The following is a 26,912-nucleotide window of genomic DNA, read 5'->3' as shown; positions in this document are numbered from 1 at the left end:
GTCGAGGCCACCGGGTCCCGGGGTGCCGTCCGGCCCTGACCCTCGGGGTCGTCACCTCGCTCCCGCCGCACCAGGCGGGCCTGGGCTCCGGTCTCGGCACCACGGCCCGCGAGACCGGCGCGGCCCTCGGGGTCGCGGTCACCGGCACCGTCCTGTCCGCCCACACCGACCTGGCCACGGGCATGGGGCCGGCGCTGCGCACGGTCGCGCTGCTGGTGCTGGCGGCGACGGCGCTCGTGGTGGCCGGATACGACGGCCGGACACGGACGCGCAGTATCGCGTCCGGGCGCACACGCGTACTGTCGCGTTCGTCCGACGTCAGAGCAACTCCTGTCACCACAAGGCCCGTTGAGGAGCCGCCATGCCCGCCCTGCTGAACCCCGTCCTCGATCTGCTGACCCTGCGCGGCACCGTCACCGAGACCGAGCGGATCACCGCCTCGATGCGCCGCCTGCGCATCGACGGCGACCGGCTCGCCGGGCTCGACGTCCGCCCGGGGCAGCAGGTCCGGGTCCTGGTCGCCGGTCTGACCCTGCGGACGTACTCCGTCTGGCGCTACGACCCCTCAGGCGTCGTCGAGTTGTGCGTGCTGGACCACCCCGAGGGCGGCCCGGGGGCCCTCTGGGGACGCACCGTCGAACCGGGGGAACAGGTCAGGCTGCGCGGGCCCGAGGGCACGTTCACCCTGCGCCCGGACGCCGCCCACCATGTCTTCGTCGGCGACGAGACGGCCTCGGTCGCCTTCGGTGCGATGCTCGCGGCACTGCCCCCGCAGGCCGAGGTCTCCGGCTGCGTGGAGACCCGGACGGCTGCGGACCGGCTGCCGCTCCCCCACGCGGACCGGCTCGACTGGACGCTCCGGGGCGGCACCTCACTTCCGGAGGCGGTCCGCAGGCTCGCTCCCGAACCGGGCGGGGTGGCCTACGTCGCCGGGGAGGCGCGGGACGTCCAGGCGGTGCGCAGGGTGCTGGTCCAGGAAGCCGGCTGGGACCGGCGGGCGGTGCTCACCAAGCCGTTCTGGACACCGGGGAAGAAGGGGATGGAGTGACACCCGCGGCTCGCTGCGGGCTGCACTCGGTGAGCGGGGCGGAACAGGAACGGGCCCCGTTCCGGACGAGACCGGAACGGGGCCCGTGGGGTGCGGGAGGGCTCAGATGAGGCCGAGGGCGCGGACCGCCTCGCGCTCCTCCGTCAGCTCCTGCACCGACGCGTCGATGCGGGCGCGGGAGAAGTCGCTGATCTCCAGGCCCTGGACGATCTCGTACCGGCCGTCCTTGGTGGTGACCGGGAAGGAGGAGATCAGGCCCTCCGGGACGCCGTAGGAGCCGTCGGACGGGATGCCCATGGAGGTCCAGTCGCCGTCGGCGGTGCCGTTGACCCAGGTGTGGACGTGGTCGATCGCGGCGTTGGCGGCGGAGGCCGCCGAGGACGCGCCGCGGGCCTCGATGATGGCCGCGCCGCGCTTGGCGACGGTCGGGATGAACTCCTCGGCCAGCCACTTCTCGTCGTTCACGACCTCGGCGGCGTTCTTGCCGGCGACCGTGGCGTGGAAGATGTCGGGGTACTGGGTGGCGGAGTGGTTGCCCCAGATCGTCAGCCGCTTGATGTCGGCGACCGTCGAGCCCGTCTTCTTCGCGAGCTGGGTCAGCGCGCGGTTGTGGTCGAGGCGGGTCATCGCGGTGAAGCGCTCGGCCGGTACGTCCGGGGCGGCGGCCTGGGCGATCAGCGCGTTGGTGTTGGCCGGGTTGCCGACGACCAGGACCTTGATGTCGTCCGCGGCGTGGTCGTTGATGGCCTTGCCCTGGGGCTTGAAGATGCCGCCGTTGGCCTCCAGGAGGTCGCCGCGCTCCATGCCCTTGGTGCGAGGGCGGGCGCCGACCAGGAGCGCGACGTTGGCGCCGTCGAACGCGACGTTCGGGTCGTCGGAGATGTCGATGCCCTGAAGCAGCGGGAAGGCGCAGTCGTCGAGCTCCATCGCAGTGCCCTCGGCGGCCTTGAGCGCCGGGGTGATCTCCAGGAGGCGGAGCCGGACCGGCACGTCCGCGCCGAGCAGCTGGCCGGAGGCGATGCGGAAGAGCAGGGCGTAGCCGATCTGGCCGGCCGCGCCGGTGACGGTGACGTTCACGGGAGTGCGGGTCATGGCGTTCTCCGTATGACAGCTGGCGGTGGGCGTCCTTGCCCTGGGTGCCCTGGGGTGCGGACGTACAAATGATCGATCTCTTGGTATCAAGAGATCCACCGGTCAGGCTATCGCGCATCGCGGATACCGGAGGTGGAGGGGTGGGTGTGGCTCACCCCACAGAAGAAGAGGCGGCCGCCCGTCCGGGAGAGGGTGGGACAGGTCGGCCGCCTGCTCGGGGGTGCCGGTGACCGGACTCCCGTGGGGGTTACCGTTCGCGTGCCCGGGATCCGGCGCGGCATTCCCGGACGCCGCGGTTTTCTACGAGGTGCACGCCGTCCGTCCCGACGCCAGCGTGGCGCAGGCCTTCGCCGCCGTCGCGTCCCGCACCGCCACCATCGGCGTGTACGCGATGGTGTCGCCGGTGGCCGTGATGTCGCCGCGCTCCGTGACCGTGCCGGCGGTGACCCGGACCGAGTCGCCCCGGGCGGCGCCGGTGATCCGGCCCCAGGCGGCACCGCAGGTCCTGCTGTACCGGACCTCCAGGGTGGTCGCGCCGACGGCGAGGGTCCGCACGGTGGTCGCGAGGTCGCCGCTGCACCCCGTGGCCTCCGCGTCCTTGCCGGTGCAGCCGGCGCCCGCGCACTTCACCCCGGCCGGCAGGCGGGTGCCCGCGGTCGCCGACGGGGCGGCGGAGGTGCCCGCGCCCTGGTTCTTCCTCCCGCCGTCGGCGTTGCCGGTGAGGAAGAGGACGCCGGCGACGACCACGGCCGCCCCGACGACCCCGGCGAGGAACATGGTGAGCCGCCGGCGCCTGTCGTCTCCCGGCGGCACCGGTCCCCGGGACGCGGCCGGTCCCCGGGCGCCCGCCCCCTCCCGGTCGCGGCGGTCGGCGTCGGGGGCCGTCGGCTGGGGCGGGATGGTGGGCGAGACCCCCGCGGGTCCGGCGATCCCCGACAACGCGACGGCCCCGCCCACGCGCCGCGGCGCCCTGCCCCCGGCGGCGGGGCCGGACGGGGCCGGCGGCGCCCCGAACTCGCCGAGCGCGGCCCGCGCCTGGGAGATCCGGATCGCCTCCATGGTCATGTCGTGGCGCATCTCCGAACGGCTCCAGGCCCGCTCGGCCAGCTCCCACATGGTGGTCAGGTGGACGGGGTCGGTACCGGTGACCTCGGCGAGCGCGACGACCGCACCCTTGGGTGCCAGCAGCCGTCCGCCCAGGTACCGCTCCCAGGACGTCCTGCTGTAGCCCGTGCGGTCGGACAGTGCCGCGACGCTCAGCCCGCCGCGGTCCACGAGCCGCCGCAGTTGGGTGGTGAACTCCTTGACCTGCGGATCGAGTTCATCCGGCAGGGCCTTCCACCGAGGCATTGCTCCCCCTCTGCACCGTCGCACGCCGACCCGCTCGGGTCCGACGGGCCCCCGGCCCGCCGCCCCCGCTTGGACACGTTAGCCCGGTCTCGCGGTGACACGGCGGCCTGTCCGCCGATTTGTCAACACATCGACACAGCGGTCATCCGGTCGTGACCTCCCAGGTCACAGCAGCCTCGGTTCACCCGAGAGCCACGACCGCGGCGACCGCCACGAGGAGCAGCACGAGCAGCAGCAGGATCGCGAGGAGCAGCAGTCGCACGTGCGGGTGCGCGGCGGGTGCCGGCTCCGGGCGGTCCCACCAGGGGAGCGTCGGGTCGTCCTCGTACTCCTCGGTGCCCGGCGGGCGGTCCGGCGTGGTCGCCGGGCGCGGCCAGGCCTGGACGGCAAGTTCCCAGCGCACGGCGTGCCGTTCGGCGTCCGCGCCGGCCAGGCCCGCGACCCGGCACAGCGCGACCACGGCCTGCCGCGGCGGCGGCTGCACGGCGTTGAGGTACCGCTGCCAGGAGGACTTGCTGTACGCGGTCCGGGCGCCCAGCGCGACCAGGCTGAGTCCGGTGTCGTCCTTGAGGAGCCGCAGGTGCTCCACGAAGTGCCGCACCTCCGGCGGGAGCCCCTGGGGCAGCGGCTGCCAGCCGCCCATCACGCACCTCCACGGCTTTCCCCGCCGCCAGTCCGTCGCGAGTTCGTCACCCGTCCATCACCCGTCCAGAGCGGGTGACGACGCCGGGCGCCCCGACGGTTCCCGCAGACCGTGCCGTGCGGGCGGCCCGTGGGACGGGCCGCCGCGCGGTCTCAGCCACCGTGGCGGCCCGGTGTCACCAGTCCCGTCTCGTACGCCACCACCACCGCCTGCGCCCGGCTGCACAGGTCGAGCTTGGTCATGGTGCGGTTGAGGTGGGTCTTCACGGTCGCCTCGCTGATGTAGAGCCGGTCGGCGATCTCCAGGTTGGACAGGCCGCGGGCGGTGAGTTTGAGGACCTCGACCTCGCGCGAGGTCAGCACCTGGAGGTCGGGCGGCGGGCCGGCACCGGAGTCGGGGCCGCGCTGCCGGGCGAACGCCTCGACCAGACGCCGGGTGACGCTGGGCGCGAACAGGGCGTCACCACCGTCCACCGCGGTGACGGCGGCCAGCAGCCGTTCCGGGCCGGAGTCCTTGAGGAGGAACCCCGAGGCGCCGGCGCGCAGGGCGCCGTACACGTACTCGTCGAGGTCGAAGGTGGTGAGCACGAGGACCCGCGGTGCCGGTCCCGTCGCCTCGGCGAGGATGCGCTCGGTGGCCTCGATGCCGTTCAGGCCCGGCATCCGGATGTCCATCAGGACCACGTCGGGCCGGGTCTCGGCGGCCAGCCGCACCGCCTCCGCGCCGTCCCCGGCCTCGCCGGCCACCTCGAACCCGTCAGCGGCCTCCAGCAGCCCCACCAGACCCGCGCGGATGAGGAACTGGTCGTCGACCACGAGCACTCTGGTCATCCGGTACGGTCGTCCCCCCGCCGTGCGAGTGCGGCCGAGGTCGGCAGGGTCAGCTCGACCGCGAAGCCACCCTCGGAGCGCGGGCCGACACCGATCGTCCCGCCGTAGAGCTTGGCCCGCTCGCGCATGCCAATCAAGCCGTGGCCTGCGCCCGTTCGCACTCTGTCCGGATTCACCCCCTCCCCGTCGTCGAGGACGGACACGGTCAGCTCGTGCGGGTCGTACCGCAGCAGTACGCGCGCGTGCGCGTGACCGGCGTGTTTGAGGACGTTGGTGAGCGCCTCCTGGACGACGCGGTAGGCGCACAGCTCGACACCGGGCGGCAACGGGCGGGGCTCGCCCTCGACGGTGTACGCGACGGACAGTCCGCCGCTGCGCACCCGTTCGACGAGTTCGGCCAACCGCTCCAGGGTCGGCATCGGAGCCCGCTCGGCGGCCTCCGGGTCCTGTTCGCGCAGCACCTGGAGCATGCGCCGCAGCTCCTCCAGGGCCTCGCCGCTGGTGTCCGCGATGGTGCCGAGGGCGCCCCGTGCCTTGCCGGGGTCCGACTCGAAGACGAACCTCGCCAGTCCGGCCTGCACCGAGATCACCGACATGTGGTGGGCGACGACGTCGTGCAACTCCCGTGCTATCCGCCCGCGTTCCTCCGCCACCGCGCGCCGCGCCCGCTCGGCCTGCTCGGCCCGCAGCCGCCGGGTGAGTTCACCGGAGCGCTGGGCGAGGTGCCCGAACCAGAGCAGCACCGTGCAGTACAGCAGCGCCTGCATGGCGACGGAGGGCATCGAGGAGTGTGCGGTGACGAGTCCGCCGTACAGCCACGTCCCCGCCATGGACAGGGCACAGCCGACGGCGATCCGGACCGGCCGCACGGACGCGACCGTGTACAGCGCCAGCATGGAGCCGAAGCTGCACACCACGGGCCAGTAGCCGAAGCTGATGTAGACGATCGAGGCGCACTGCACGACGGCGAACACCTGGAGCGGCCACCGCCCCCGCAGCGCGGTGGGCAGATGCGCGAGACCGACGAGCGCGTAGGCGCGCGCGTCCAGCGGCGGCCAGCCCTGGGCGGGCGACTCCCGCCCCAGCAACACGGCCGTCACGACCGTCATGCACGCGATCAGCGTGTCGACGGCGAGCGGGGGCGGGGTGCGCGGTCGCATCGCCGCAGCGTAACGCGGGGCCCGAAGCGACCGAGTCAGTCGGCGGACGTACCGCGGAAGTTGTAGACGGTTCAATCGGGGGTGGGATTCGCCGAGCCCGCCGGATCTCTACCTTCGAACCCGGGGGGAAGCAGGCCCGCACCCACCGGGGGAGGTGCGGGCCACGCCCTGGGTCCTGAGGACCCCTAGCTCCGCATCGTGAAGTGCAGGGTGTCCTTCAGGTAGGGGATCACCAGCCACGGCTTCGGCTGCGCCATCAGCGCCAGCAGCACGATCACCAGCCCCAGCACGCCGTACGTCACGATGTCGGTGAACCGCGACCGGACGGCCAGCATCCCGACGCTCGGCAGCATCCACCGCATCACGCCTCCGGCCAGCAGCGCCGCCCCGATCAGCAGCGCGCCCACCCGGAACTGGTCCAGCGAGGTCAGCAGCAACCCGACCGCGACGGTCGCCAGCACGATCAGGATCGGCCACTGCCGGGCCGGCGCCGGCAGATCACCCGACGCGGCCCGGCCGCCCCCTTCGGGGCGTGCCGTGTCCCGGGTGAACAGCGGGAAGCGGCGCGTGGTCCGCCGGGGCCGCCCCTGCGCGTCCGGGGCGCTGATGGCGTCGTGGACGGTCAGTTCGTCGTCGTGCGCCTGCTCAGCCGACACTGCGCTCCGCCGCCTCGACCACGTTCACCAGCAGCTGCGCCCGGGTCATCGGCCCGACACCGCCGGGGTTCGGGGAGAGCCACCCGGCGACCTCGGCGACCCCGGGGTGGACGTCGCCGACGATCTTGCCCTCCGCGTTGCGGGAGACACCGACGTCGAGGACGGCGGCGCCCGGCTTGACGTCCTCGGGACGGATCAGGTGCGGGGAGCCGGCCGCGGCGACGATGATGTCCGCGCGCCTGAGGTGCGACGAGAGGTCGCGCGTACCGGTGTGGCACTGCGTGACCGTCGCGTTCTCGCTGCGCCGGGTGAGCAGCAGCGGCATCGGGCGCCCGATGGTCACGCCGCGGCCGACGACCACGACCTCGGCGCCCTTGATCTCGACGCCGTGGCGGCGCAGCAGGGTGAGCACGCCGTTCGGGGTGCAGGGCAGCGGGGCGGGCTCGCCGAGCACCAGCCGGCCGAGGTTCATCGGGTGCAGGCCGTCCGCGTCCTTGTCCGGGTCCATTAGCTCCAGGATGCGGTTCTCGTCGATGCCCTTGGGCAGCGGCAGCTGGACGATGTAGCCGGTGCAGGCGGGGTCGTCGTTGAGTTCGCGGACGACCGCCTCGATCTCCTCCTGGGTCGCGGTGGCCGGGAGTTCACGCTGGATGGAGGCGAGGCCGACCTGCGCGCAGTCGCGGTGCTTGCCGGCGACGTACTTCTGGCTGCCGGGGTCGTCCCCGACCAGGATCGTGCCGAGGCCGGGCGTGACGCCCTTCTCCTTCAGGGCCGCCACGCGGGCGGTCAGATCGGACTTGATCGCGGCTGCGGTGGCCTTGCCATCGAGAATCTGGGCGGTCATGGGTCCATCCTCGCGGATGCCGGTCTCCCGGTTCCAGTCGGGTGTGCGTTCATGATCGATGATGTTGCACTTGCACAACACATCGCTAATCGGACTGGACAACCACTCCGCGGTACTTGACGATGAGCGGCGCAGTATCGCGGTCCGGTTGGGGGGCAAACCGCTCATTTCGTGACGTACCTCCGTCCCTGTCCGCGTCGTCCCCGCAGGTCCAACGGAGGAAGACCGCCATGAGTTTCGGCTCGCCCAACAACCCCTACGGTCAGCCGCAGAACCCGCAGCAGGGTCAGCCCGGCTACGGCTACCCGCAGCAGGGTCAGCCCGGCTACCAGCAGGCCCCGCAGGGCGTGCCGCCGCAGCAGGGCTACGGCTACCCGCAGCAGCAGCCCGGCTACCCGCAGCAGGGCGGCTACGGCTACCCGCAGCAGGGGTACGGCGCGACGCCGCCGTACGCGAACTGGGGCCAGCGCTTCGGCGGCACGATCGTCGACGGCCTGGTCTTCCTGGTTCCGTACATCCTGGTGCTCTTCAGCAGCAAGGCGGCGGTGCTGGGCATCATCGGCGGTCTCGCGTTCCTGGGCCTCGCGATCTGGCAGCTGATCCAGGAGGGCCGTACCGGCCAGACGATCGGCAAGAAGGCGCTGGGCATCCGCCTGGTCAAGGAGGCCACCGGGCAGCCGATCGGCGTCGGCATGGCCTTCGTGCGCCGTATCGCGCACGTCCTGGACAGCCTCGCCTGCTACCTGGGCTGGCTGTGGCCGGCGTGGGACTCCAAGCGCCAGACGTTCGCCGACAAGGTCTGCGGCACGATCGTGATCCGCAGCAACTGAGCGGTCGTACGCACGTCGAGGGCCGTGTCTCCCAGGGGAGACACGGCCCTCGTGTGTGTGGCCGCGCCGCCTCGGCTCAGTGGAAGAAGTGCCGCGTCCCCGTGAAGTACATGGTGACGCCCGCCTTCTTCGCGGCCTCGACGACCAGTTCGTCACGGACCGAACCGCCGGGCTGCACCACGGCCTTGACGCCGGCCGCGGTGAGGATCTCCAGGCCGTCGGGGAACGGGAAGAACGCGTCGGAGGCGGCGTAGGAGCCGCGCGCCCGCTCCTCCCCCGCCCGCTCGACGGCGAGCTTCGCCGAGTCGACGCGGTTGACCTGGCCCATGCCGACGCCCACCGAGGCGCCGTCCTTGGCGAGCAGGATGGCGTTGGACTTCACGGCCCGGCAGGCCCGCCAGGCGAAGGCGAGCTCGGCCAGCTCCTCGGGGGCGAGCGCCTCGCCGGTCGCGAGGGTCCAGTGGGCCGGGTCGTCACCGTCGGCCTGGAGGCGGTCGGTGACCTGGAGCAGCACACCGCCGTCGACGGGCTTGACCTCGACGGGGTTCGCGGGGGCGCCCGGCGCCTTCAGGACCCGGATGTTCTTCTTCTTGGCGAGCGCTTCGAGGGCGCCGTCCTCGTAGTCGGGCGCGACGATGACCTCGGTGAAGATCTCGGCCACCTGCTCGGCCATCTCCCGGCTCACCGGCCGGTTGACGGCGATGACCCCGCCGAACGCGGACAGCGGGTCGCAGGCGTGCGCCTTGCGGTGCGCCTCGGCGACGTCCGAACCCACCGCGATGCCACAGGGGTTGGCGTGCTTGATGATCGCGACGCACGGCTCTTCGTGGTCGTACGCGGCACGGCGCGCGGCGTCCGTGTCCGTGTAGTTGTTGTACGACATCTCCTTGCCGTGCAGCTGCTCGGCCCTGGCGAGGCCGCCGCCGCTCGGGTCGACGTAGAGCGCGGCGGGCTGGTGCGGGTTCTCGCCGTAGCGCAGGGTGTTCTCGCGCTCCCAGGTGGCGCCGAGGAAGTCCGGGAACCGCGACTCGTCGACCGGCGCGTACTCCGAGGCGAACCAGGAGGCGACCGCCACGTCGTACGACGCGGTGTGCTGGAACGCCTCGGCGGCGAGCCGCTTGCGGGTGGCGAGGTCGAAGCCGCCCTCGGCGACGGCGGCGAGGACGTCGGCGTACCGCTGCGGGCTGGTGACGACGGCGACCGAGGGGTGGTTCTTGGCGGCGGCGCGGACCATCGAGGGGCCGCCGATGTCGATCTGCTCGACGCACTCGTCCGGGGTGGCGCCGGAGGCGACGGTCTCGCGGAACGGGTAGAGGTTGACGACGACGAGGTCGAAGGGCTCGACGCCGAGCTCCTCGAGCTGCTCGCGGTGGCTGTCCAGACGCAGGTCGGCGAGGATGCCGGCGTGCACCCTCGGGTGCAGGGTCTTGACCCGGCCGTCCAGGCACTCCGGGAAGCCGGTGAGCTCCTCGACCTTGGTGACGGGGACGCCGGCGGCGGCGATACGGGAGGCGGTGGAGCCGGTGGAGACGAGCGCGACACCGGCCTCGTGCAGTCCACGGGCGAGCTCTTCGAGTCCGGTCTTGTCATAGACGCTGACGAGCGCGCGACGGATGGCCCGCCTGCCGCTCTCGGCCGTGACGGTGCTCTCGGCGGTCACTGGATAACTACCTTTCGTCCCTCAATGCGGTGGCCGTTGCGGGCGATCCGCCCCACGACCTCGACGAGCAGCCTTCGCTCGACGTCCTTGATGCGCTCGTGCAGAGCGCTCTCGTCGTCCTCGTCCCGGACCTCCACCACGCCCTGAGCGATGATCGGCCCGGTGTCGACGCCGTCGTCGACGAAGTGGACGGTGCAGCCGGTGACCTTGGCGCCGTACGCGAGCGCGTCGCGTACGCCGTGGGTCCCCGGGAAGCTGGGCAGCAGCGCGGGGTGGGTATTGACGGTCCGCCCTCCGAACCGCGCCAGGAACTCCTTGCCGAGGATCTTCATGAACCCGGCGGAGACGACGAGGTCAGGCTCGTGGGCGGCGACGGCCTCGGCCAGCGCCCGGTCCCACTCGTCCCGGGTCGCGAAGTCCTTCACCCTGGTCACGAAGGTCGGGATGCCGGCGCGCTCGGCACGCGCCAGTCCCTCGATGCCGTCGCGGTCGGCGCCCACGGCGACGACCTGGGCGCCGTAGGCCTCGACGCCGGTCTCGGCGATCGCGTCGAGCAGCGCCTGGAGGTTGGTGCCGGATCCGGAGACCAGCACGACGAGGCGCTTGGCCACGGGCTTGGCGGCCACGGCGGGGCCCTTTCTCGGGGGAGCGTCGGTACGGCGGCCGGCCTCGCAACGGGTTTGTACATTCGTACGAGTGCTTCGCGCCCCGGGATACGGGGAAGTCTACGAAGCAGCCGGCCGTCAGCAACGATACCGGCACACCGGGCGGCCCCCACGGGACGGGGGCGTGGCCGGAAGGTAGCGTCTGCGGGGGTGGCGCGGCGGGAACGCGTCCGGGTCACGACGCGTTCATCAGGTGACCGGCCGTTCATCCGCCGCACTGCTCAGCCGTACCGAGCAGTCTTGTTCGTCCGTCGCGCTCACCAGCCGTACTCACCAGCTGTACTCACCAGTCGTAGTCGATCTAGGGGAAGACGCTCAGTTGATGCCGGACCGCAGCCAGGGACTTCGCATGCTCCCCCCGCAGTCGGTACAGGACGGGACGCGTTCCGCCGTGCTGTTGCGGGAGCGGCCGGCCTCGCCGCCGGACGCGCCCTCGGACCGGCCGAAGGGCGATCAGCAGGACGACAACCCGTTCGCCCCGCCCCCGGAGGGCACCCCGGACTCGCCGTGGCGGCCGCGCCGCCCCGCCGGCGACGGTGACGGTGAGAGCGGTCAGGGGTCGCCCTGGGGCAGCCAGTGGAGCGACCGCCAGCCCGGACGGCAGTCCGGCGGCTTCGGCGAGCGCCGCCCCGAGGGCGGCGGGCCCGGCGGGGGCGGTCAGGACGGCGGGCCCGGCGGCCCCGGCATGCGCTGGGACCCCACGGACCCGGTCCAGCGGCGCGCCCGCTACGCCCTGCTGTGCGGCATGTGGGCCTTCTTCTTCGTGCTCTTCGGCTGGCCGTACGTGGCCCTGCTGTTGGGGGCGCCCGCGGTCTACTGGGGCGTCAGCGCGCTGCGCGCGAAGCCGCGCGGCGCCGACGAGACCGCCGCCGGCCGCCCCCAGACGACGGCGGCGATCAGCGGTCTGGTCACGGCGTCCCTGGCGCTCGCCCTGGTGGCGGCGAACTTCACCGTCCAGATGGTCTACCGCGACTACTACACCTGCGTGACGGACGCCCTGACCAACGAGGCCAGACAGTCCTGCGACCACCTGCTCCCCGAGCACCTCCGCCCCTTCATGGGCAGCGCGAACAGCTGACCCCGCCGGGCCGGGCGAGCTGGTGCCCTGCGCCTCAGACGGACGGGTCGGGCGGGTCGGTGGGCGTGAGGGGCGCTTCGGCGGCGGGGAGGGGCGCGGGCAGGGGGAGGGGGTCGTCGACGGGGTCGGCGGGGAGGAGGTCGTAGGCGTCTTCCGGGTCCGGCGGCGGGATCGACGCCTGCCTCGGGGCCGGGGTCGATGTCGGGGCCGGCGTCGGTGTCGGTGTCGGCCGGTCGGGGTCCGGCTTCGGGGGGCGCCGGGTTCGGACGCGCCATGCCCTGAGTGCCGACGCCGTGGGGATGCCCACCGCGAGGAGCCAGGCTCCGGTCGCCGCGCCCGTCTGCCACCACAGGGGACCGAAGCGGGCGAGCGCCGCGACGCCCAGCGGACCGCCGGCCAGTTCGGCGAGCACCGCCTGCAGCAGCCCGCACAGCACCGCCGCCAGCGCCACCACCCCGGCCGTGCGCCCGCCCGTCCACCCGCGCCGGACCGCCCTGCCCACCACGAACCACGCCAGCGTCACCCCGGCTGCCACCGGCACCGCCACGGCCGGCCAGTCGGCGGGCGTGCCCGGCCCGGCGTCCGGCACCGCCGCCAGCAGCGGGAAGGGCGGCAGAAGCGGCGCCGGATGCGACGCCAGCGGGTTCACCACATGTCCGGCGCCGAGCGCGAAGCCGGGACCGACGGCGTACGACGCCGACCACACCGCCGCGTTGGGGACGAGGCAGACGCAGAGCAACAGCACCGCGAACCGGCCCGTCCACCCCTCCGTCAACTGCAGGAACGAGATCCGCGCCGCGTCCCCGTGCCCCACCAGCGACACCGCGAGCAGCAGGGTCCCGCCGCCGAAGAACACGGCGGTCCCGGCGAGGGACGCGCGCACCGCCGTGCCCCACCGCGCCCTGGTGTCCCGCCCGCGCAGAAGCCGTCGTACCGGGCCCGGCAGCAGCGCGGCCAGGGCCAGCAGTGGCCCGCGCGGACGGCCGTACGCCGTCCACACCCCGCCGCCCGCCGCACCCGCGACGAGCAGCGGCAGACACGCCGTCACCCAGCTCCACGCGGGCCGCAGTTCCCCGCCGGACGCGTAGAGCGCGGCGCCCCCGGCCACGCCGAGGTAGCCGGTGACGACGCCGGCCCACGCGGTGGGGGCGGGGACCGGCGGGGGCGCGTCGGCGTCGTCGCCGTCCGGCGGGTCCGCCGCGTCCACGGCGTCCCGCGCCCCGCGGTACACGAGCAGCACCGGCACCGCCACCAGCAGCAACGGTGTGACGCCGACCGGGGCCGGGGCGCCGGAGAGAGTGCCGGTGCGGACCAGGTCGACGCCGTGGGCGAGCAGCCACAGGGCCGCCGCGACGTGCAGCGCACCGCCCGGACCGCTGTCGGGATACGGCGAGCTGACCCACAGCGCGATCGCCAGTACCGCGAACGCGCCGAGCCCGAGCCCGGCCGCGAGCGCACCGGCCGCCAGGCTCGCCGCGAAGCCGGGGGAACGGTCGCGCACCCGGTCGCGGACCGGCCTGAGCAACAGGGACAACGACGGTCGGCGGGCGGTCATCCGAATCACGCTCGCCATGCTCCCAACGACACGCGCTTTTCCGGCGTAACAGGCGAACCACCGTAGTGTCGCTCAATATACGTTTATCTGTTTTTTCATGGATAGATAGGAAGATAAGCATGGTGACGCGGAGTCCTGCCCCCACCGACGAGGCCGCCTCCTCCCCGGCCCTGACGCCCGCTCAGGCCTTCGACGCGCTCTACGCGTTCTGCGCCCCGGCCCTGGTACGGCAGACCTACCTGCTCACCGGGCGCCGGGAGCTGGCACAGGAGGCGGTCGAACGAGCCTTCCAAGTGGCATGGCAGAACTGGCCGGAGGTGGCCAGTGACCGGGACCCGGCCGGCTGGGTGCGGGCGGTGGCGCACGAGTGCGCGCTCTCCCCCTGGCACCGCTTCCGGCTGCGCCACCGCCACCCCGAGTCGCCGCCGGCCGACGCGGCCGACCGCGCCCTGCTGGACGCGTTGCTGAAGCTGCCGCCGACGTACCGCCGGACGCTCCTGCTGTACGACGGCATCGGCCTCGACCTGCCGGAGACGGCGGCGGAGACGGAGGCGAGCACACCGGCGGCCGCCGGCCGGCTGACCCGGGCGCGGCGGCTGGTCGCCGACCGGGTGCCGGAACTCACCGACCCCGGCGCGCTGCACCGCCGGCTCGCCGAACTGGCCTCGACCGAGCGGCTGCGGGCGGCCCAGCCGCCCACCGTGCGGACCTGCGCCGAACGCCGGACCCGCTTCTGGACCCGCTCCGCGCTCGCCTTCACGGCGACGATCATCGCGGCGACGACGCTGACGCTGCGGACGGCGCCCACCCACTACGAGGCACCGATCGGCCCGGCCCAGGCGATCAGCGGGGTGCCGCCGGAGGTGGGGCTGGGGCCGCTGTCGGAGGGGGAGCTGGCGTTGCGGCAGAAGCTGCGGAGGACGGTCGAGAAGGGGCCGGAGAGATTGGTGCCGGTGCCGAGGTAGTGCGGTCGGGCGCTGCCCAGCCGCGGGCAGTCGTGCCGCTGGGGCGGCACGGGTGGGCGCGGGCGGCGCCCACTCAGCGTGGCCGGCGCAAACGCCGGTAGGCCCGCCCCCACCCCGGGGAACGGGCCTACCGGCGTACAGTCACGGAGTTGTTCAGCCGGCGAGGATCTCGCGCGCCAGCTTCGCCGTCTCCGTCGGGGTCTTGCCGACCTTGACGCCCGCGGCCTCCAGGGCCTCCTTCTTCGCCTGGGCGGTGCCCGACGAACCGGAGACGATGGCACCGGCGTGGCCCATGGTCTTGCCCTCGGGGGCGGTGAAGCCCGCGACGTAACCGACGACCGGCTTGGTCACGTTCTTCGCGATGAAGTCCGCGGCCCGCTCCTCGGCGTCGCCGCCGATCTCACCGATCATGACGATCAGGTCGGTGTCGGGGTCGGCCTCGAACGCGGCGAGCGCGTCGATGTGCGTGGTGCCGATGATCGGGTCGCCACCGATGCCGACGGCGGTCGAGAAGCCGATGTCCCGCAGCTCGTACATCATCTGGTACGTCAGCGTGCCGGACTTCGAGACCAGGCCGATACGGCCCGGCTTGGTGATGTCGCCCGGGATGATGCCGACGTTGGACTGGCCGACGGTGATGATGCCGGGGCAGTTCGGGCCGATGATCCGGGTCTTGTTGCCCTTCTTGCCGGCGTACGCCCAGAACGACGCCGAGTCGTGCACGGCGATGCCCTCGGTGATCACGACGGCCAGCGGGATCTCGGCGTCGATGGCCTCGACGACCGCGTCCTTGGTGAACTTCTCCGGCACGAAGATGACGGAGACGTTGGCGCCGGTGGCCTCGATGGCCTCCTTGACGGTGCCGAAGACCGGTACCTCGGTGCCGTCGAAGTCGACCTTCTGACCGGCCTTGCGCGGGTTGACGCCGCCCACGACGTTGGTGCCGTCACCGAGCATGAGCTTGGTGTGCTTCATGCCAGTGGCGCCGGTCATGCCCTGGACGATGACCTTGCTGTCCTTGTTGAGCCAGATAGCCATGGTGTGTTGTGTCCTCGTCCTGAGTGCTTACTTGGCGGCGTGGGCCAGCTCGGCGGCCTTGTCGGCCGCGCCGTCCATGGTGTCGACGCGCTGCACCAGCGGGTGGTTGGCGTCGGTGAGGATCTTGCGGCCCAGCTCGGCGTTGTTGCCGTCGAGACGGACGACGAGCGGCTTGGAGACGTCCTCGCCCCGGTCCTCCAGGAGCTTCAGGGCCTGCACGATGCCGTTGGCGACCTCGTCGCACGCGGTGATGCCGCCGAAGACGTTGACGAAGACCGACTTGACGTCGGGGTCACCCAGGATGATCTCCAGGCCGTTCGCCATGACCTGGGCGGACGCGCCACCGCCGATGTCGAGGAAGTTGGCGGGCTTGACGCCACCGTGGTTCTCACCGGCGTACGCGACGACGTCCAGGGTGCTCATGACGAGACCCGCGCCGTTGCCGATGATGCCGACCTCGCCGTCGAGCTTGACGTAGTTGAGGTTCTTCTCCTTGGCGGCGGCCTCCAGCGGGTTGGCCGCGGCCTTGTCGTGGAGCTCCTCCCAGTCCGCGTGGCGGAACTCGGCGTTGTCGTCCAGCGACACCTTGCCGTCGAGGGCGATGACGTCACCGGAGGCGACCTTCGCGAGCGGGTTGACCTCGACGAGGAGGGCGTCCTCCTTGATGAAGGTGTCCCACAGCTTGACCAGGACGTCGGCGACCTTGTCGGCGACCTCGGCGGGGAACTTCGCCGCGGCGACGATCTCCTTGGCCTTGGCCAGGTCCACACCGTCGATCGCGTCGATCGGCGTCTTGGCGACGGCCTCGGGGCGGGTGGCCGCCACCTCCTCGATCTCCATGCCGCCCTCGACGGAGGCGATGGAGAGGAAGGTGCGGTTGGCACGGTCGAGGAGGAAGGAGACGTAGTACTCCTCGAGGATCTCCGGGGCCGTCTCGGCGATCATCACCTTGTGGACCGTGTGGCCCTTGATGTCCATGCCGAGGATGTCCGTCGCCCGGGCGACGGCCTCGTCCGCGGAGGCAGCCAGCTTGACGCCACCGGCCTTGCCGCGGCCACCGACCTTCACCTGCGCCTTGACGACGGACTTGCCGCCCAGCCGCTCGGTGATCGCGCGCGCCGCCTCAGGCGTGTCGATGACTTCACCGGCCAGCACCGGTACATCGTGCTTGGCGAAGAGGTCCCTCGCCTGGTACTCGAACAGGTCCACGCGCTTCCGTCCCTATCAGTGATCTCGCGGTTCGTTGGATGCGTGGGCGTGCCGCGAAGGGCAACGTGACGTCCGCATGGGTCACAGGGGAAGCGCACACGGTGTCCGAGCGCGCGGCATGTCCGTCTCGCAGGTTATCGCCGCTTGCAGGGGGTCCCTAAATCGAGGGTCACACCTGAGCGGTGATACCTGTCACATGATGCCGGGTATCCCAGGTTTTCCTGGCACGGCGTGCCGCCTCGGCGGTGATGTGCGAGGCCTCACCGGGCTGGGGTTGGCCCGGTGAGGCCTCAGCCCCCTTCCTCAGGGGGTGGGCGGCCGGTCCCCGCCCAAAGGGACCGGCCCGCCCGTCCCGAGGGGCGCCCCGGCCCGGACGGACCGACGGCGTTCGGCCGTCCGGGCCGGGCACCCCACGGAGATCAGAGGGAGCAGGTCCGGGCCTGCTGCGGCCCGTGGACGTACTCCGGTGCGGCCGGGAACGCGAGCGGCCCGGTGGCCGCCACGGCAGGCTGCACGTCGCCACCGCCGAGGACCGGCCCGGCCAGATCCTCGGCGTACGTGGCCACGTGCCCGACCACCGGCCGGACATCGCCCACCGCCTGCTCGCCCTCGGAGGCGAGGGGGGCGAAGGCGGCAGGGGCCGGGGGCTGCGCCATGGCGGGGACCGCGGGCTGCGCCGGGGTCGGGGCAGGGGCGCTGCGCTGCGCTGTGGCGGGGGTGGATGCGGGGGCGGCGGTGGGCGTGGGGTGCGGGTGCCTGGGTGCCTGGGGCGCGGCTGCCGCTGCGGCCACAGCCGCAGCCGCGGCCTTTGCCGCGCGGGCGGCTCGGGCTCCGTTGATGGCCTCGGCGCCCCTGATCCTGGCGGCGACGGCGCGCCGGACCGGGTCCGTGCCGGTGACCGCGGTCCCGGTGGCGCGCGGGGCCGACCAGGGGACGGCCTGCACGGTGCTCCTCACGCCGAAGACATTGGCGGCCATCACCACGGGACGGTCGATGTTCTTGTTCATACGTGCGTCAGTCCTTCAGGGCTCCGCCGCGCTCGGCAGGCGTGCGCGGGAGCCGGGAGGGCTTCCGGTGCATCCGGAAGCGCGGCTGGGGACAAGGCCGTCCGGAGGAGATGGAGGGGACCGAGAGACAGGGGGGCCCTCGGGAGTCCTCGGGGTCCGGACGGACGGGCAGACCTGTTCCGCCCCCGCGCGCCAGGTCTGTGCGGGGAAGGGGGTCGCCGGTCCTAGCCGGGGAAGACGGGGATGTCCCGGTACCGCTCCGGGGTCCCGGCCGCGTCGACGCGCACGACGGCACCGGGCACGAGCCGCAGCGGCGCCCGGTCGGCGAAGGTCACGGCGTACATGTCACCGTGCCGGGAGGCGGTGCCGTCCGCCGCCGACTTGCCCAGCGCACCGTCCGGATCCCCGGTGGGCGCGGGCCGTTCCGGGGCCCCGCCGGCCGGGGCGGCACGATGACCGGCGTGGTGCGTGACCTGCTCCGGGACGGCGGGCACGACGCCGTACCGCGGCCCGTACGACACCGCACCGGCCACCGCCGCCACCGTCGCCGGCCGGGACCTCTCGCGCCCGGCGACGTGCGTGACCGGCTGCCGCGGCTCGACAGGATGAGGCACCGAGGTGACCGGTGCCGGGAGCGACGGCCCCGGTGCCCCGGAGACGACGGGCGGTTCCGGCACCTGCACCACCGGCGTGGCGGGCAGCGTGACAGGCGGCGTGACAGGGAACGTCGGCAGCCGCGTGGGCAGCTCGGACACCTGCTGCAGGGTGTCACCGAGCGTCTGGGTCAGTGTCGAGGCAACCGAACCGGTCACCGTCCGCACGGCCTCACCCACACCGTCCACCACGGGCACCACCGACACCACCGGCACGCTCCCGGTGACGGGTTTCCGTGGTGGCGGGGTCGCCCGGTGCGGCGTCAGGAGCTCGGCCAGCGGCGCCTTCTGCGTCACCACCGACGTCGCCGACGGCGCCTCCTCGGCCGCCTGCGCCCGTCCCCCGCAGAGGAAGCCGAGCGCGAGCAGTCCGCCGACCAGCAGCGCCAGATGCAGCGCACGCCGTCCCGTCACCGTGCGCAGCACACGCACGGCGGCACCGGACAGAACTGCTGGCGAGGTCAAGACGGGGAGGACCCTCCCGTGCGGCGGAACAGAGCAGAGGTCACGCAAGGCGTGAAGACCGGTGAAAGACCGGTGGAGACATCGATCCTTGCACGGGACTCCCGCGGTCGCGCAAGCCCCCTGTTACCGATGGGTACTCATGTCCCGTTTGATGCCGGGAGACTGCTGTCACCGAGTCGACAAGTCCCCCGCGGGATCCGGCCTCACACGGTGTCCGGAACCGGTAGGGGCCGCTTCTCGATCGCTGCCGCCATCACCTCGGGGAAGAGGTCGGGCGTGCACGCGAACGCCGGTGCCCCCAGCGCCGCGAGTGCCGCCGCGTGCTCCCTGTCGTACGCCGGTGCCCCCTCGTCGGACAGCGCGAGCAGCGCCACGAACTGCACCCCCGACGCCTTCATCGCCGCCACCCGCTTGAGCATCTCGTCGCGTATGCCGCCCTCGTAGAGGTCGCTGATGAGCACGACGACGGTCTCCGCGGGCCGGGTGATCACCGACTGGCAGTAGGCCAGCGCCCGGTTGATGTCGGTGCCGCCGCCGAGTTGGGTGCCGAACAGCACGTCCACCGGGTCGTCCAGCTGGTCGGTGAGGTCGACCACCGCGGTGTCGAAGACGACGAGCCGGGTGTCGATCGACCGCATGGACGCCAGCACCGCCCCGAACACCGACGCGTACACCACCGAAGCCGCCATCGATCCGGACTGGTCGATGCAGAGCACGACTTCCTTCTTCACCGCCTGCGACGCCCGCCCGTACCCGATGAGCCGCTCCGGCACCACCGTCCGGTACTCCGGGAGGTAGTGCTTGAGATTGGCCGAGATCGTGCGGTTCCAGTCGATGTCGTGGTGGCGGGGCCGGTTGATCCGGGCGCTGCGGTCGAGGGCGCCGGTGAGGGTGGCCCGGGTGCGGGTGGCGAGCCGCTTCTCCAGGTCCTGGACGACCTTGCGCACGACCGCCCGTGCCGTCTCCTTCGTGGTCTCCGGCATCGCCTTGTTGAGCGAGAGCAGCGTGCCGACCAGGTGGACGTCGGCCTCCACCGCCTCCAGCATCTCCGGCTCCAGGAGCAGCGAAGCCAGCCCCAGCCGGTCGATGGCGTCGCGCTGCATGACCTGGACGACGGAGGACGGGAAGTACGTCCGGATGTCGCCGAGCCAGCGCGCCACCGACGGTGCCGACGCCCCCAGTCCCGCCGACCGTTCCCGCCCCGACTGCCGTCCCTCCCCCTTCCCGTACAGCGCGGCCAACGTCCCGTCCATCGCCGCGTCCCGCCCCGACAACGCACAGCCGGTGCCGTCCGCGGCCTCGCCCCCGAGCACCAGCCGCCACCGCCGCAACCGCTCCCGCGCGGGGTCGTCGCCACCCGGCGCGATACCCGGCCCGATCCCCGGTCCGGTGTCGGTGTTCGTCGCGTCCGTGGTCATCTGCCCGCCCCCACCAGGTCGTCGTCCGAAGTCGTGTCGTCGAGGCCGAGCAGCAGCCGCAGCACCGGCAGTACGGCGTCGGCCCGCCCGGCGTCCGGCTCGGCACCGAACCCCGGGGTCCCGCCGGTCCGCCCCGGCCCCCGCAGCCGGTCCCCCGGCCCCCTGCGCACCAGTTCGCCGATGGTCCTGCGCACCCCCGGCTCGTACGCCGAGAACGTCCTCCGCAGCAGAGGCAGTACGTCCGTGAACGCCTCCGCCGGTACGCCGGTCAGCCAGGCGTCGACCAGACCGAGCAGCCGCTCGTCGTGCACGAGCAGCATCCCGCCCCCGCCGCCCCCGACGAACCCCTCGATCCAGGCGGCCGCGTCCGAAGGAGGCGTCCCCGGCGAGAGCACCAGCCCCATCAGCCGGGCCGCCTCCTCCGGCCCCAGCGCCCCCTCGTCCAGCAGGAGCCGCACCGCCCGTCCGCGCAGCACCCCGGGCACACTGTCCCGCCCGCACAGGGTCCGCAGCACGGCCCGCCACCGCCGGCGAAGGCCACGAGGCCCGGAATCGGCCCCCGCCTCGGTCGCACCCGGCGCCCCGGTTGCCGCCCCCGCCCCAGCGCCCGCCCCCGTACCCGTCCCTGTCCCCGTCTCGCCGAGCAGCCCCACCGCCGTGTGCACCGCGTCCACATGCCCCCGCATCTCCTCGGCCGCGTCGGCGTCGAGGGCGGCGCAGGCCGGCGGGAGCCCGACGAAGACCCGTTCCGCGAGGCCCTCGGCGACCTCGGCGAGGGCTCCGACGTCGGTGCCCCGGACGTCGCCGTAGCGCAGGGAGCGGACCAGGGCGGGCAGGGCCTGAGCCAGTCGGCCGACGTCCGTGTCCAGGGCGGCCCGGTCGGCGAGCGTCCGCATCACCACCGGCAGCGCCTCCGGCAGCCCGGCCAGCAGGCAGTGCTCGGCGAGCGCGGTGACCTCGGCGAGCGTGGTCGCGCCCACCGCGTCGGCCTCGGCCCTGGCCGTCGCCGCGCCGTGCACGGTCGTCCCCCACACGCCGGCCTCGGCCACCCGCACCGACAGCTCCGGCTCCCAGCACAGCCGCCAGGTCTCCCGGAACGTGCCCGTACTCCCCCGGGACCGCACCTGCTCCCCCCATCCGACGCCGAGCAGCCGCAGCCGGTGCAGCAGCCGGCTGCGCCCGGCGTCGGTCTCCTTGCGCAGGTCGAGATCGAGTTCCCGCTCCAGCGCCTCCGGCTTGAGCCTGAGCCGGCGCTGCTCCCGGGCCAGGTCCCGCTGCAACGGCACCGCGGGCGCCGCCTCCGGCACCTCCCCCAGCACGTCCCCCACCACCAGCCGGTCGTGCACCAGCGCCAGCGGGACGTCCGAGCCCTCGCACAGCACCGCCCGCACCGCGTCGGTCGTCTCGCCCAGGCCGGGCAGCGGGCGCCCGCGCAGCACCGCCAGGGTCTCGGCCAGCCGCACCGCCTCGATGACATGGGCCGAGGAGACGATCCGGTCCTCCTCACGCAGCAGTCCGGCCACCGTGGTGAGCCAGCGCTCGACGGGCCGGTCGGGGGCGCGGAACAGGTGCCCGTACCAGCCCGGCGAGTCGATGCCCGCGCCGTATCCGCTCGCCCGGGCCAGCCGGCGGTTGGTCCACGGCACCCAGGTCATGTCCGTCCTGATCCTGGGCAGCCCCCTGAGCAGTTCCCGGTCGGCGGCGCCGGAGCTCCTCGCGCGCAGCGCCGGCACGTGCCAGGCCCCGCACACCACGGCGACCTCGTCACCGAACTCGCGCTGGGCCGCGCGCAGTCGGATCCGCATGTGGGCCTCCCGCTGGAGGTCGCGGTCCCGCCCCTCGCCCCCGTACGTCTCCCGCAGCGCCGTCATCGCCTCCTCCACCGCGGCGAACGGCGCGAACACGTCCCGTTCCCCGGCCCTGCCCCGGTGCTCGACGACGTCCTCCCACCAGCGCTCGGGGTCGTCGTGACCGGCGGCCTCGGCGAGGGCGCCGAGGGGGTCGACGCGCACCCGCGGTCCGGCGTCGCACGCTCCGGAACCGGGCTCGTCGCCGGCCGGTTCCCCGCCCTCGGCGCCGGGGGACGCGGCCGCCTCCTCCGCGGCCTTCCGCAACGCCAGCGTGTGCGTGGCCGGCAGGTCGATGAAACGGGCCGGCACCTCGTGGTCCAGGGCCCAGCGGACGGCCACCCACTCGGGGCTGAAGTCGGCGAACGGCCAGAACGCCGAGCGGCCGGGCTCGTCCACGGCGTGCGCGAGGAGCGCGACCGGTGGCCGCATCCGCGGGTCGGCGGCCAGCGGGATCAGCGCGTCCGCCTCGGGCGGCCCCTCGATCAGCACCGCCTTCGGCCGGGCGGCCGTCAGCGCGGCCCGCACCGCCCGCGCGGAGCCGGGCCCGTGGTGCCGCACCCCCAGGAGCAGCGGACCGGGGCGCCGCGCGGTGTCGCTCACGCGCTCACCTCCCGGCAGGCGCGGTAGAAGTCCTTCCAGCCGTCGCGCTCACGGACGACCGTCTCCAGGTACTCCTGCCAGACGAGCCGGTCGGCCGCCGGGTCGCGGACGACCGCGCCGAGGATGCCGGCGGCGACGTCACCCGCCCGCAGCACACCGTCCCCGAAGTGGGCGGCGAGCGCGAGGCCGTTGGTGACGACGGAGATCGCCTCGGCGGTGGACAGCGTGCCGCTCGGCGACTTCAGCTTGGTGCGGCCGTCGGCGGTGATGCCGTCGCGCAGCTCGCGGAAGACGGTGACGACGCGGCGGATCTCCTCGATGCCGTCCGGCGCGGTCGGCAGGTCGAGGGAGCGGCCGATCTGGTCGACGCGGCGCGCGACGATGTCGACCTCGGCCTCCGGGCTGTCCGGCAGCGGCAGCACCACCGTGTTGAAGCGGCGGCGCAGGGCGCTGGAGAGGTCGTTGACACCCCGGTCGCGGTCGTTGGCGGTGGCGATCAGGTTGAAGCCGCGGACCGCCTGCACCTCCTGGCCCAGCTCCGGGATGGGCAGGGTCTTCTCGGACAGGATCGTGATCAGCGTGTCCTGGACGTCGGCCGGGATCCGGGTCAGCTCCTCCACTCTCGCCGTCATGCCCTCCGCCATGGCCCGCATGACCGGGCTGGGCACCAGGGCGTCCCGGCTCGGGCCGTGGGCCAGCAGCCGCGCGTAGTTCCAGCCGTAGCGGATCGCCTCCTCGGGGGTGCCCGCCGTGCCCTGCACGAGCAGGGTCGAGTCGCCGCTGACGGCGGCGGCCAGGTGCTCGGACACCCAGGTCTTGGCGGTGCCGGGCACGCCGAGCAGCAGCAGGGCGCGGTCGGTGGCGAGGGTGGTCACGGCGACCTCGACGATGCGGCGCGGGCCGACGTACTTCGGCGTGATCACCGTGCCGTCCGGCAGCGTGCCGCCGAGGAGATAGGTGGCCACCGCCCACGGCGACAGCTTCCAGCGGGCCGGGCGCGGCCGGTCGTCCTGCGCGGCCAGCGCCGCCAGTTCGGCGGCGAAGGCCTGCTCGGCGTGCGGTCGCAGCGCACTCTCGACGGTCGTCGGATCGGTCGGTTCCACGGACACAGTCATGGCTGAGGCCCCCTCCAGCTCTGCCGGTTCGGATCTGGCGTCCACCGTGCACCACGCCACTGACAATCGCTCTGACCTGCACAAACACTCTCATCGGGGCGATTGTCAGTGGCGGGATCTACCTTCGATGGCATGACTCAGCAGGGGGTGCGCTGGAGTGCGGACCAGGTGCTGGCCCTGGCGCCTGACACCGCGTCACGCAAGGCCGGAAGCAAGCTCGGGGCGGCCGGGCCGTGGTCCGGGGCGGGAAGCAGCGAGGAGGGGACGGTATGGGGACTGTGCAAGGGCAGCGGCAGCAAGCCGTACCAGACGATCGTCGATCTGGCGGACCCGGCGGGGGCCGCGTACAAGTGCAGTTGCCCGAGCCGGAAGTTCCCCTGCAAGCACGCCCTCGGACTGCTCCTGCTGTGGGCGGGCGGGGACGACACGGTGCCCACGGTGGCGCGGCCACCGGAGTGGGCCGAGCAGTGGCTCGCGGGCAGACGACAGCGTGCGGAGGACAAACGCCCGGCGGGCGGCGGGAGTTCCGCGGCCGCCGGGGACCCCGAGGCGGCCCGGCGGCGGGCGGAGAAGCGGGCCGAGCGGGTCACGGCGGGTGCGACGGAGCTGGAGCAGCGCCTGTCCGACCTGCTGCGCGGCGGCCTGGCCGCGGCCGAGCAGGCCGGGTACGGGCTGTGGGAGGAGACGGCGGCCCGCATGGTCGACGCCCAGGCCCCCGGACTGGCTTCCAGGGTACGCGAGTTGGGCTCGATACCGGCCTCCGGCCCCGGCTGGCCCGTGCGGCTGCTGGAGGAGTGCGCGCTGCTCCACCTCCTCGACCAGGGCTGGCTGCGCCGCGAGCGGCTGCCGGAGGAACTCGCGGCCACGGTCCGCTCCCGGGTCGGCCTGCCCACGGCCGCCGACGGCCCGCCGGTGCGTGACCGCTGGCTGGTCCTCGCCCAGTACGACACGGTGGACGCGAAGCTGACGACCCGCCGGATCTGGCTGCACGGCGCGGACTCGGGCCGTACGGCGCTGCTCCTCTCCTACGGCGCTGCGGGCCGTGCTCCCGAACTGGCGCTGCCGGTCGGCCTCGCCCTGGAGGCGGAGCTGACCGCCTACCCGGGAGCGGCTCAGCACCGGGCGGCGCTGGGCGAGCGGTTCGCCGCGCCCGCGCCCCTGCCGATACGGCCACCGGGCGTGACCACGGCACAGGCGGCGGCCCGGTACGGGGAGACGCTGCGCGAGGACCCCTGGCTGGAGTCGGTGCCGGTGACGCTGGACCGGGTCGTCCCCGTCCCGGACGGGGACTCCTGGCAACTGGCCGACGCCGAACACGAGTCGGCGCTGCCGCTGACCCCCGCCGCCCGTTCCCGGCCGGGTCTGTGGCGCCTGGTCGCGCTCTCGGGCGGCGCCCCGGTCACCGTCTTCGGCGAGTGCGGCCACCGCGGCTTCACACCCCTGACGGCCTGGCCGCAGGGAGCGGGCGAGGCGGTGCCGCTGTGCTGACCCGACCGCATTGCGGCGACAACCGGCCCGACTCGCAGAAGGGGGACCCCGTGACCTCTTGGGAAGATCTCGTCACCACGGCCCTGTTGGGCACGGACCGGCGACCGGCCGTCACCGGCGGACCCGGCCGGGAGGCCCCGGTGGCCCTGCTGGACGAGGCCGCCGTCGCGACCGTACGACGACGGGCCGGGCTGCGCCCGGCGCCGGCCGCGCAGCGCCTGGAGCCGGCCCCGGAGGACCCGCGCCCCGCGCTCCCGGCCGCCGCGGCACGCAGACTGACGATGCTGCTCTCCGACCGTCCCGGCACCGGGACGGGTGGACGACGGGGCACCTCGCCCGACCTGATGGAGCTGCTGCCGCAGTGGCTGGCGGCGGCCCACGCGCGCGGGTTCGCGGCACCTCCGGGGACCCTGCCCGCGCTGCTGGACGCGGCCCGGGGCCGTACCGACCTGCGGCCCGCCGCGCTGGCCTTCGCCGGGCCGCGCGCCCTGTGGCTGGCCCGGCTCAACCAGGACTGGCGGTTCGCCCTGCGCGCGGCGCCGGGCGGTGGCGCGGCTCTGCCCGACCCCGAGGACGCCGCCGCGGTACGGCGGTTGTGGCAGGAGGGGCTGTTCGCCGAGCGGGTCGCACTGCTCTCGACGCTGCGCGCCCGCGATCCCGAGGGAGCGCGCGAGCTGCTGGCCGGGACCTGGGCGACGGAGCGGGCCGAGGACCGGCTGATGTTCCTCGACTCGCTGCGCACGGGACTGGCCGCCGGGGACGAGCCGTTCCTGGAGCAGGCGCTGTCGGACCGCAGCCGTAACGTGCGGGCGACGGCGGCGGAGTTGCTGTCCGCGCTGCCCGGCTCGGCGCTGGCCGGACGGATGGCGGTGCGGGCCGCGGCGTGCGTGGCCGTCGATCACACCGGAGACGGGCCGGTGCTCGCGGTGGAGGCGCCGCCGGAGTGCGATCCGGGGATGGAGCGCGACGGGGTGGTGGCCAGGCCGCCGACCGGGCGTGGGGAACGGTCCTGGTGGCTGGGCCAGTTGGTGGAGGCGGCCCCGCTCGCCAGCTGGGCGGCGCGGCTCGGTGGGCGTACGCCCCAGGAGATCGTGGCGCTGCCGGTGGCGGACGGCTGGCAGGGCGAGTTGCACGCGGCCTGGTGCCGGGCCGCGGTACGGCAGCGGGACGGCGCGTGGGCGCGTGCGCTGCTCGGGGCGCCGGCCGCGCCGGAGGCGGGCGGCCCGGGGGCGGTGTCCCTGGCCGAGCGGGCCAAGCTACTGGGCACGCTGACAGCGGCGGAGCGGGCCGACTGGGTGGCCGGCTTCATCGCCGCCCATGGTCTGTCGGAGGCGTTCCAGTTGCTCGGCATGTGTGCCCTGCCGTGGTCGGCGCCGCTCGGGCGGGCCGTGGTGGACGCCCTCAACATCGCACGGGACGCGGGGAGTTATCCGTGGAGCTTCAGCGGGGTGATGGGGCTGGCCGAACGTTGCCTGGACCCCTCGGAAGCCGGCCGCCTTGACGCGCTGCTGGCGATACCGGACGAACGGGAGGACGCGGCACCGGGGGCCGGCGGGTACTGGGCGGAGGCGTTCCAGCGCCTGGTGACGACACTGAGACTGCGGGCGACGATGCTGGCGGAACTGGACGGCGCCTCATCGACGAACGCAAGAACCAGCGCCCCCTGAGGGTCGCGGGGAACTGCGCGACGAGC

23 protein-coding genes and 1 pseudogene are annotated in these 26,912 nt (G+C 73.7%); 7 read left to right on the top strand and 17 right to left on the bottom strand.

The genetic code is table 11. The features are described 5' to 3' along the window. Positions 1-29 precede the first annotated feature (29 nt). Positions 30-377: pseudogene (locus tag ACZ3KP_RS24480) on the top strand (MFS transporter); the annotation flags it as partial. After that, positions 362-1,048 (top strand): siderophore-interacting protein, encoded by a 687-nt coding sequence (locus ACZ3KP_RS24475; protein WP_467501722.1) that lies wholly within the window; start codon positions 362-364, stop codon positions 1,046-1,048. The pseudogene ACZ3KP_RS24480 and the gene ACZ3KP_RS24475, both read left to right, overlap by 16 nt. A gap of 102 nt (positions 1,049-1,150) precedes the next feature. Here ACZ3KP_RS24475 and ACZ3KP_RS24470 read toward each other — a convergent pair whose 3' ends face one another. The 7 genes from ACZ3KP_RS24470 to ACZ3KP_RS24440 all read right to left on the bottom strand — a co-directional run bounded on the left by ACZ3KP_RS24470 (position 1,151) and on the right by ACZ3KP_RS24440 (position 7,623). Continuing rightward, a complete protein-coding gene (locus ACZ3KP_RS24470; protein WP_132892922.1) occupies positions 1,151-2,140 on the bottom strand; it encodes a malate dehydrogenase in 990 nt (329 codons plus the stop codon). Positions 2,141-2,440: 300 nt separating this feature from the next. Then, positions 2,441-3,490 carry a helix-turn-helix domain-containing protein gene (locus tag ACZ3KP_RS24465; protein ID WP_467501721.1) on the bottom strand — a complete coding sequence of 350 codons (1,050 nt, stop codon included), beginning with the start codon at positions 3,488-3,490 and terminating at the stop codon, positions 2,441-2,443. A 181-nt stretch (positions 3,491-3,671) separates the two neighbouring features. Beyond that, positions 3,672-4,133 carry a helix-turn-helix domain-containing protein gene (locus ACZ3KP_RS24460; protein WP_467501720.1) on the bottom strand — a complete coding sequence of 154 codons (462 nt, stop codon included), beginning with the start codon at positions 4,131-4,133 and terminating at the stop codon, positions 3,672-3,674. Between the two features lie 152 nt (positions 4,134-4,285). Further along, complete coding sequence (locus ACZ3KP_RS24455) at positions 4,286-4,963, bottom strand: response regulator (protein ID WP_467501719.1); 678 nt, start codon at positions 4,961-4,963, stop codon at positions 4,286-4,288. After that, positions 4,960-6,123 (bottom strand): sensor histidine kinase, encoded by a 1,164-nt coding sequence (locus ACZ3KP_RS24450; RefSeq protein ID WP_467501718.1) that lies wholly within the window; start codon positions 6,121-6,123, stop codon positions 4,960-4,962. Before ACZ3KP_RS24450 ends, ACZ3KP_RS24455 begins: the two co-directional genes overlap by 4 nt. A gap of 185 nt (positions 6,124-6,308) precedes the next feature. Beyond that, the gene (locus tag ACZ3KP_RS24445; RefSeq protein ID WP_467501717.1) at positions 6,309-6,779 is read right to left on the bottom strand and encodes a DUF3017 domain-containing protein; all 471 of its coding nucleotides are present in this window, start codon (positions 6,777-6,779) and stop codon (positions 6,309-6,311) included. Further along, positions 6,769-7,623 carry a bifunctional methylenetetrahydrofolate dehydrogenase/methenyltetrahydrofolate cyclohydrolase gene (locus tag ACZ3KP_RS24440; RefSeq protein WP_467501716.1) on the bottom strand — a complete coding sequence of 285 codons (855 nt, stop codon included), beginning with the start codon at positions 7,621-7,623 and terminating at the stop codon, positions 6,769-6,771. The genes ACZ3KP_RS24445 and ACZ3KP_RS24440 overlap by 11 nt, the downstream gene beginning before the upstream one ends. A gap of 230 nt (positions 7,624-7,853) precedes the next feature. Between ACZ3KP_RS24440 and ACZ3KP_RS24435 the strand changes: the two genes are divergently transcribed. Further along, positions 7,854-8,453 carry an RDD family protein gene (locus ACZ3KP_RS24435; protein WP_358981685.1) on the top strand — a complete coding sequence of 200 codons (600 nt, stop codon included), beginning with the start codon at positions 7,854-7,856 and terminating at the stop codon, positions 8,451-8,453. Positions 8,454-8,529: 76 nt separating this feature from the next. Here ACZ3KP_RS24435 and purH read toward each other — a convergent pair whose 3' ends face one another. Beyond that, positions 8,530-10,113, bottom strand: coding sequence for a bifunctional phosphoribosylaminoimidazolecarboxamide formyltransferase/IMP cyclohydrolase (gene purH, locus ACZ3KP_RS24430; protein WP_467501715.1), 1,584 nt, complete (start codon positions 10,111-10,113; stop codon positions 8,530-8,532). Next, positions 10,110-10,739, bottom strand: a complete 630-nt coding sequence (gene purN / locus ACZ3KP_RS24425; protein WP_358981687.1) for a phosphoribosylglycinamide formyltransferase — start codon at positions 10,737-10,739, stop codon at positions 10,110-10,112. The genes purH and purN overlap by 4 nt, the downstream gene beginning before the upstream one ends. A gap of 361 nt (positions 10,740-11,100) precedes the next feature. Between purN and ACZ3KP_RS24420 the strand changes: the two genes are divergently transcribed. Further along, positions 11,101-11,856 (top strand): hypothetical protein, encoded by a 756-nt coding sequence (locus ACZ3KP_RS24420; RefSeq protein ID WP_467501714.1) that lies wholly within the window; start codon positions 11,101-11,103, stop codon positions 11,854-11,856. Between the two features lie 34 nt (positions 11,857-11,890). Here ACZ3KP_RS24420 and ACZ3KP_RS24415 read toward each other — a convergent pair whose 3' ends face one another. Beyond that, positions 11,891-13,429 (bottom strand): cell division protein PerM, encoded by a 1,539-nt coding sequence (locus tag ACZ3KP_RS24415; RefSeq protein ID WP_467501713.1) that lies wholly within the window; start codon positions 13,427-13,429, stop codon positions 11,891-11,893. Positions 13,430-13,530: 101 nt separating this feature from the next. Between ACZ3KP_RS24415 and ACZ3KP_RS24410 the strand changes: the two genes are divergently transcribed. Continuing rightward, positions 13,531-14,376: an RNA polymerase sigma factor gene (locus ACZ3KP_RS24410; protein WP_467501712.1), complete on the top strand. Its 846-nt coding sequence runs from the start codon at positions 13,531-13,533 to the stop codon at positions 14,374-14,376. 153 nt (positions 14,377-14,529) lie between these two features. On the opposite strand, the gene sucD is transcribed toward ACZ3KP_RS24410, so the two are convergent. The 7 genes from sucD to ACZ3KP_RS24375 all read right to left on the bottom strand — a co-directional run bounded on the left by sucD (position 14,530) and on the right by ACZ3KP_RS24375 (position 23,731). Then, a complete protein-coding gene (gene sucD / locus ACZ3KP_RS24405; RefSeq protein WP_046733150.1) occupies positions 14,530-15,414 on the bottom strand; it encodes a succinate--CoA ligase subunit alpha in 885 nt (294 codons plus the stop codon). A 27-nt stretch (positions 15,415-15,441) separates the two neighbouring features. Further along, positions 15,442-16,623 carry an ADP-forming succinate--CoA ligase subunit beta gene (sucC, locus tag ACZ3KP_RS24400; RefSeq protein ID WP_358981691.1) on the bottom strand — a complete coding sequence of 394 codons (1,182 nt, stop codon included), beginning with the start codon at positions 16,621-16,623 and terminating at the stop codon, positions 15,442-15,444. A gap of 419 nt (positions 16,624-17,042) precedes the next feature. Beyond that, the gene (locus ACZ3KP_RS24395) at positions 17,043-17,630 is read right to left on the bottom strand and encodes a hypothetical protein (RefSeq protein WP_467501711.1); all 588 of its coding nucleotides are present in this window, start codon (positions 17,628-17,630) and stop codon (positions 17,043-17,045) included. Between the two features lie 224 nt (positions 17,631-17,854). Further along, the gene (locus ACZ3KP_RS24390) at positions 17,855-18,715 is read right to left on the bottom strand and encodes a hypothetical protein (RefSeq protein ID WP_467501710.1); all 861 of its coding nucleotides are present in this window, start codon (positions 18,713-18,715) and stop codon (positions 17,855-17,857) included. A gap of 236 nt (positions 18,716-18,951) precedes the next feature. Continuing rightward, entirely contained in the window at positions 18,952-20,166 is a 1,215-nt protein-coding gene (locus tag ACZ3KP_RS24385) for a VWA domain-containing protein (RefSeq protein WP_467501709.1), read from the bottom strand. Next, positions 20,163-22,616 carry a DUF5682 family protein gene (locus ACZ3KP_RS24380; protein WP_467501708.1) on the bottom strand — a complete coding sequence of 818 codons (2,454 nt, stop codon included), beginning with the start codon at positions 22,614-22,616 and terminating at the stop codon, positions 20,163-20,165. The genes ACZ3KP_RS24385 and ACZ3KP_RS24380 overlap by 4 nt, the downstream gene beginning before the upstream one ends. After that, positions 22,613-23,731 carry an ATP-binding protein gene (locus tag ACZ3KP_RS24375; protein WP_358981696.1) on the bottom strand — a complete coding sequence of 373 codons (1,119 nt, stop codon included), beginning with the start codon at positions 23,729-23,731 and terminating at the stop codon, positions 22,613-22,615. The genes ACZ3KP_RS24380 and ACZ3KP_RS24375 overlap by 4 nt, the downstream gene beginning before the upstream one ends. A gap of 132 nt (positions 23,732-23,863) precedes the next feature. On the opposite strand from ACZ3KP_RS24375, the gene ACZ3KP_RS24370 reads away from it, so the two are divergent. Further along, positions 23,864-25,219, top strand: a complete 1,356-nt coding sequence (locus ACZ3KP_RS24370) for an SWIM zinc finger family protein (protein ID WP_467501707.1) — start codon at positions 23,864-23,866, stop codon at positions 25,217-25,219. Between the two features lie 50 nt (positions 25,220-25,269). Continuing rightward, the gene (locus tag ACZ3KP_RS24365) at positions 25,270-26,886 is read left to right on the top strand and encodes a DUF5691 domain-containing protein (RefSeq protein ID WP_467501706.1); all 1,617 of its coding nucleotides are present in this window, start codon (positions 25,270-25,272) and stop codon (positions 26,884-26,886) included. Positions 26,887-26,912: the final 26 nt, after the last annotated feature.

Source organism: Streptomyces sp. NPDC020958, assembly GCF_055562175.1.
The sequence above is the reverse complement of the archived record's forward strand: the minus strand, read 5'-3'. Positions and strand labels throughout refer to the sequence as shown.

Coding starts and splice junctions, on each gene's coding strand:
- ACZ3KP_RS24475 (WP_467501722.1), top strand. CDS start 362: ATGCCCGCCCTGCTGAACCCCGTCCTCGATCTGCTGACCCTGCGCGGC.
- ACZ3KP_RS24470 (WP_132892922.1), bottom strand. CDS start 2,140: ATGACCCGCACTCCCGTGAACGTCACCGTCACCGGCGCGGCCGGCCAG.
- ACZ3KP_RS24465 (WP_467501721.1), bottom strand. CDS start 3,490: ATGCCTCGGTGGAAGGCCCTGCCGGATGAACTCGATCCGCAGGTCAAG.
- ACZ3KP_RS24460 (WP_467501720.1), bottom strand. CDS start 4,133: ATGGGCGGCTGGCAGCCGCTGCCCCAGGGGCTCCCGCCGGAGGTGCGG.
- ACZ3KP_RS24455 (WP_467501719.1), bottom strand. CDS start 4,963: ATGACCAGAGTGCTCGTGGTCGACGACCAGTTCCTCATCCGCGCGGGT.
- ACZ3KP_RS24450 (WP_467501718.1), bottom strand. CDS start 6,123: ATGCGACCGCGCACCCCGCCCCCGCTCGCCGTCGACACGCTGATCGCG.
- ACZ3KP_RS24440 (WP_467501716.1), bottom strand. CDS start 7,623: ATGACCGCCCAGATTCTCGATGGCAAGGCCACCGCAGCCGCGATCAAG.
- ACZ3KP_RS24435 (WP_358981685.1), top strand. CDS start 7,854: ATGAGTTTCGGCTCGCCCAACAACCCCTACGGTCAGCCGCAGAACCCG.
- ACZ3KP_RS24420 (WP_467501714.1), top strand. CDS start 11,101: ATGCCGGACCGCAGCCAGGGACTTCGCATGCTCCCCCCGCAGTCGGTA.
- ACZ3KP_RS24415 (WP_467501713.1), bottom strand. CDS start 13,429: ATGGCGAGCGTGATTCGGATGACCGCCCGCCGACCGTCGTTGTCCCTG.
- ACZ3KP_RS24410 (WP_467501712.1), top strand. CDS start 13,531: ATGGTGACGCGGAGTCCTGCCCCCACCGACGAGGCCGCCTCCTCCCCG.
- sucD (WP_046733150.1), bottom strand. CDS start 15,414: ATGGCTATCTGGCTCAACAAGGACAGCAAGGTCATCGTCCAGGGCATG.
- ACZ3KP_RS24395 (WP_467501711.1), bottom strand. CDS start 17,630: ATGAACAAGAACATCGACCGTCCCGTGGTGATGGCCGCCAATGTCTTC.
- ACZ3KP_RS24385 (WP_467501709.1), bottom strand. CDS start 20,166: ATGACCACGGACGCGACGAACACCGACACCGGACCGGGGATCGGGCCG.
- ACZ3KP_RS24375 (WP_358981696.1), bottom strand. CDS start 23,731: ATGACTGTGTCCGTGGAACCGACCGATCCGACGACCGTCGAGAGTGCG.
- ACZ3KP_RS24370 (WP_467501707.1), top strand. CDS start 23,864: ATGACTCAGCAGGGGGTGCGCTGGAGTGCGGACCAGGTGCTGGCCCTG.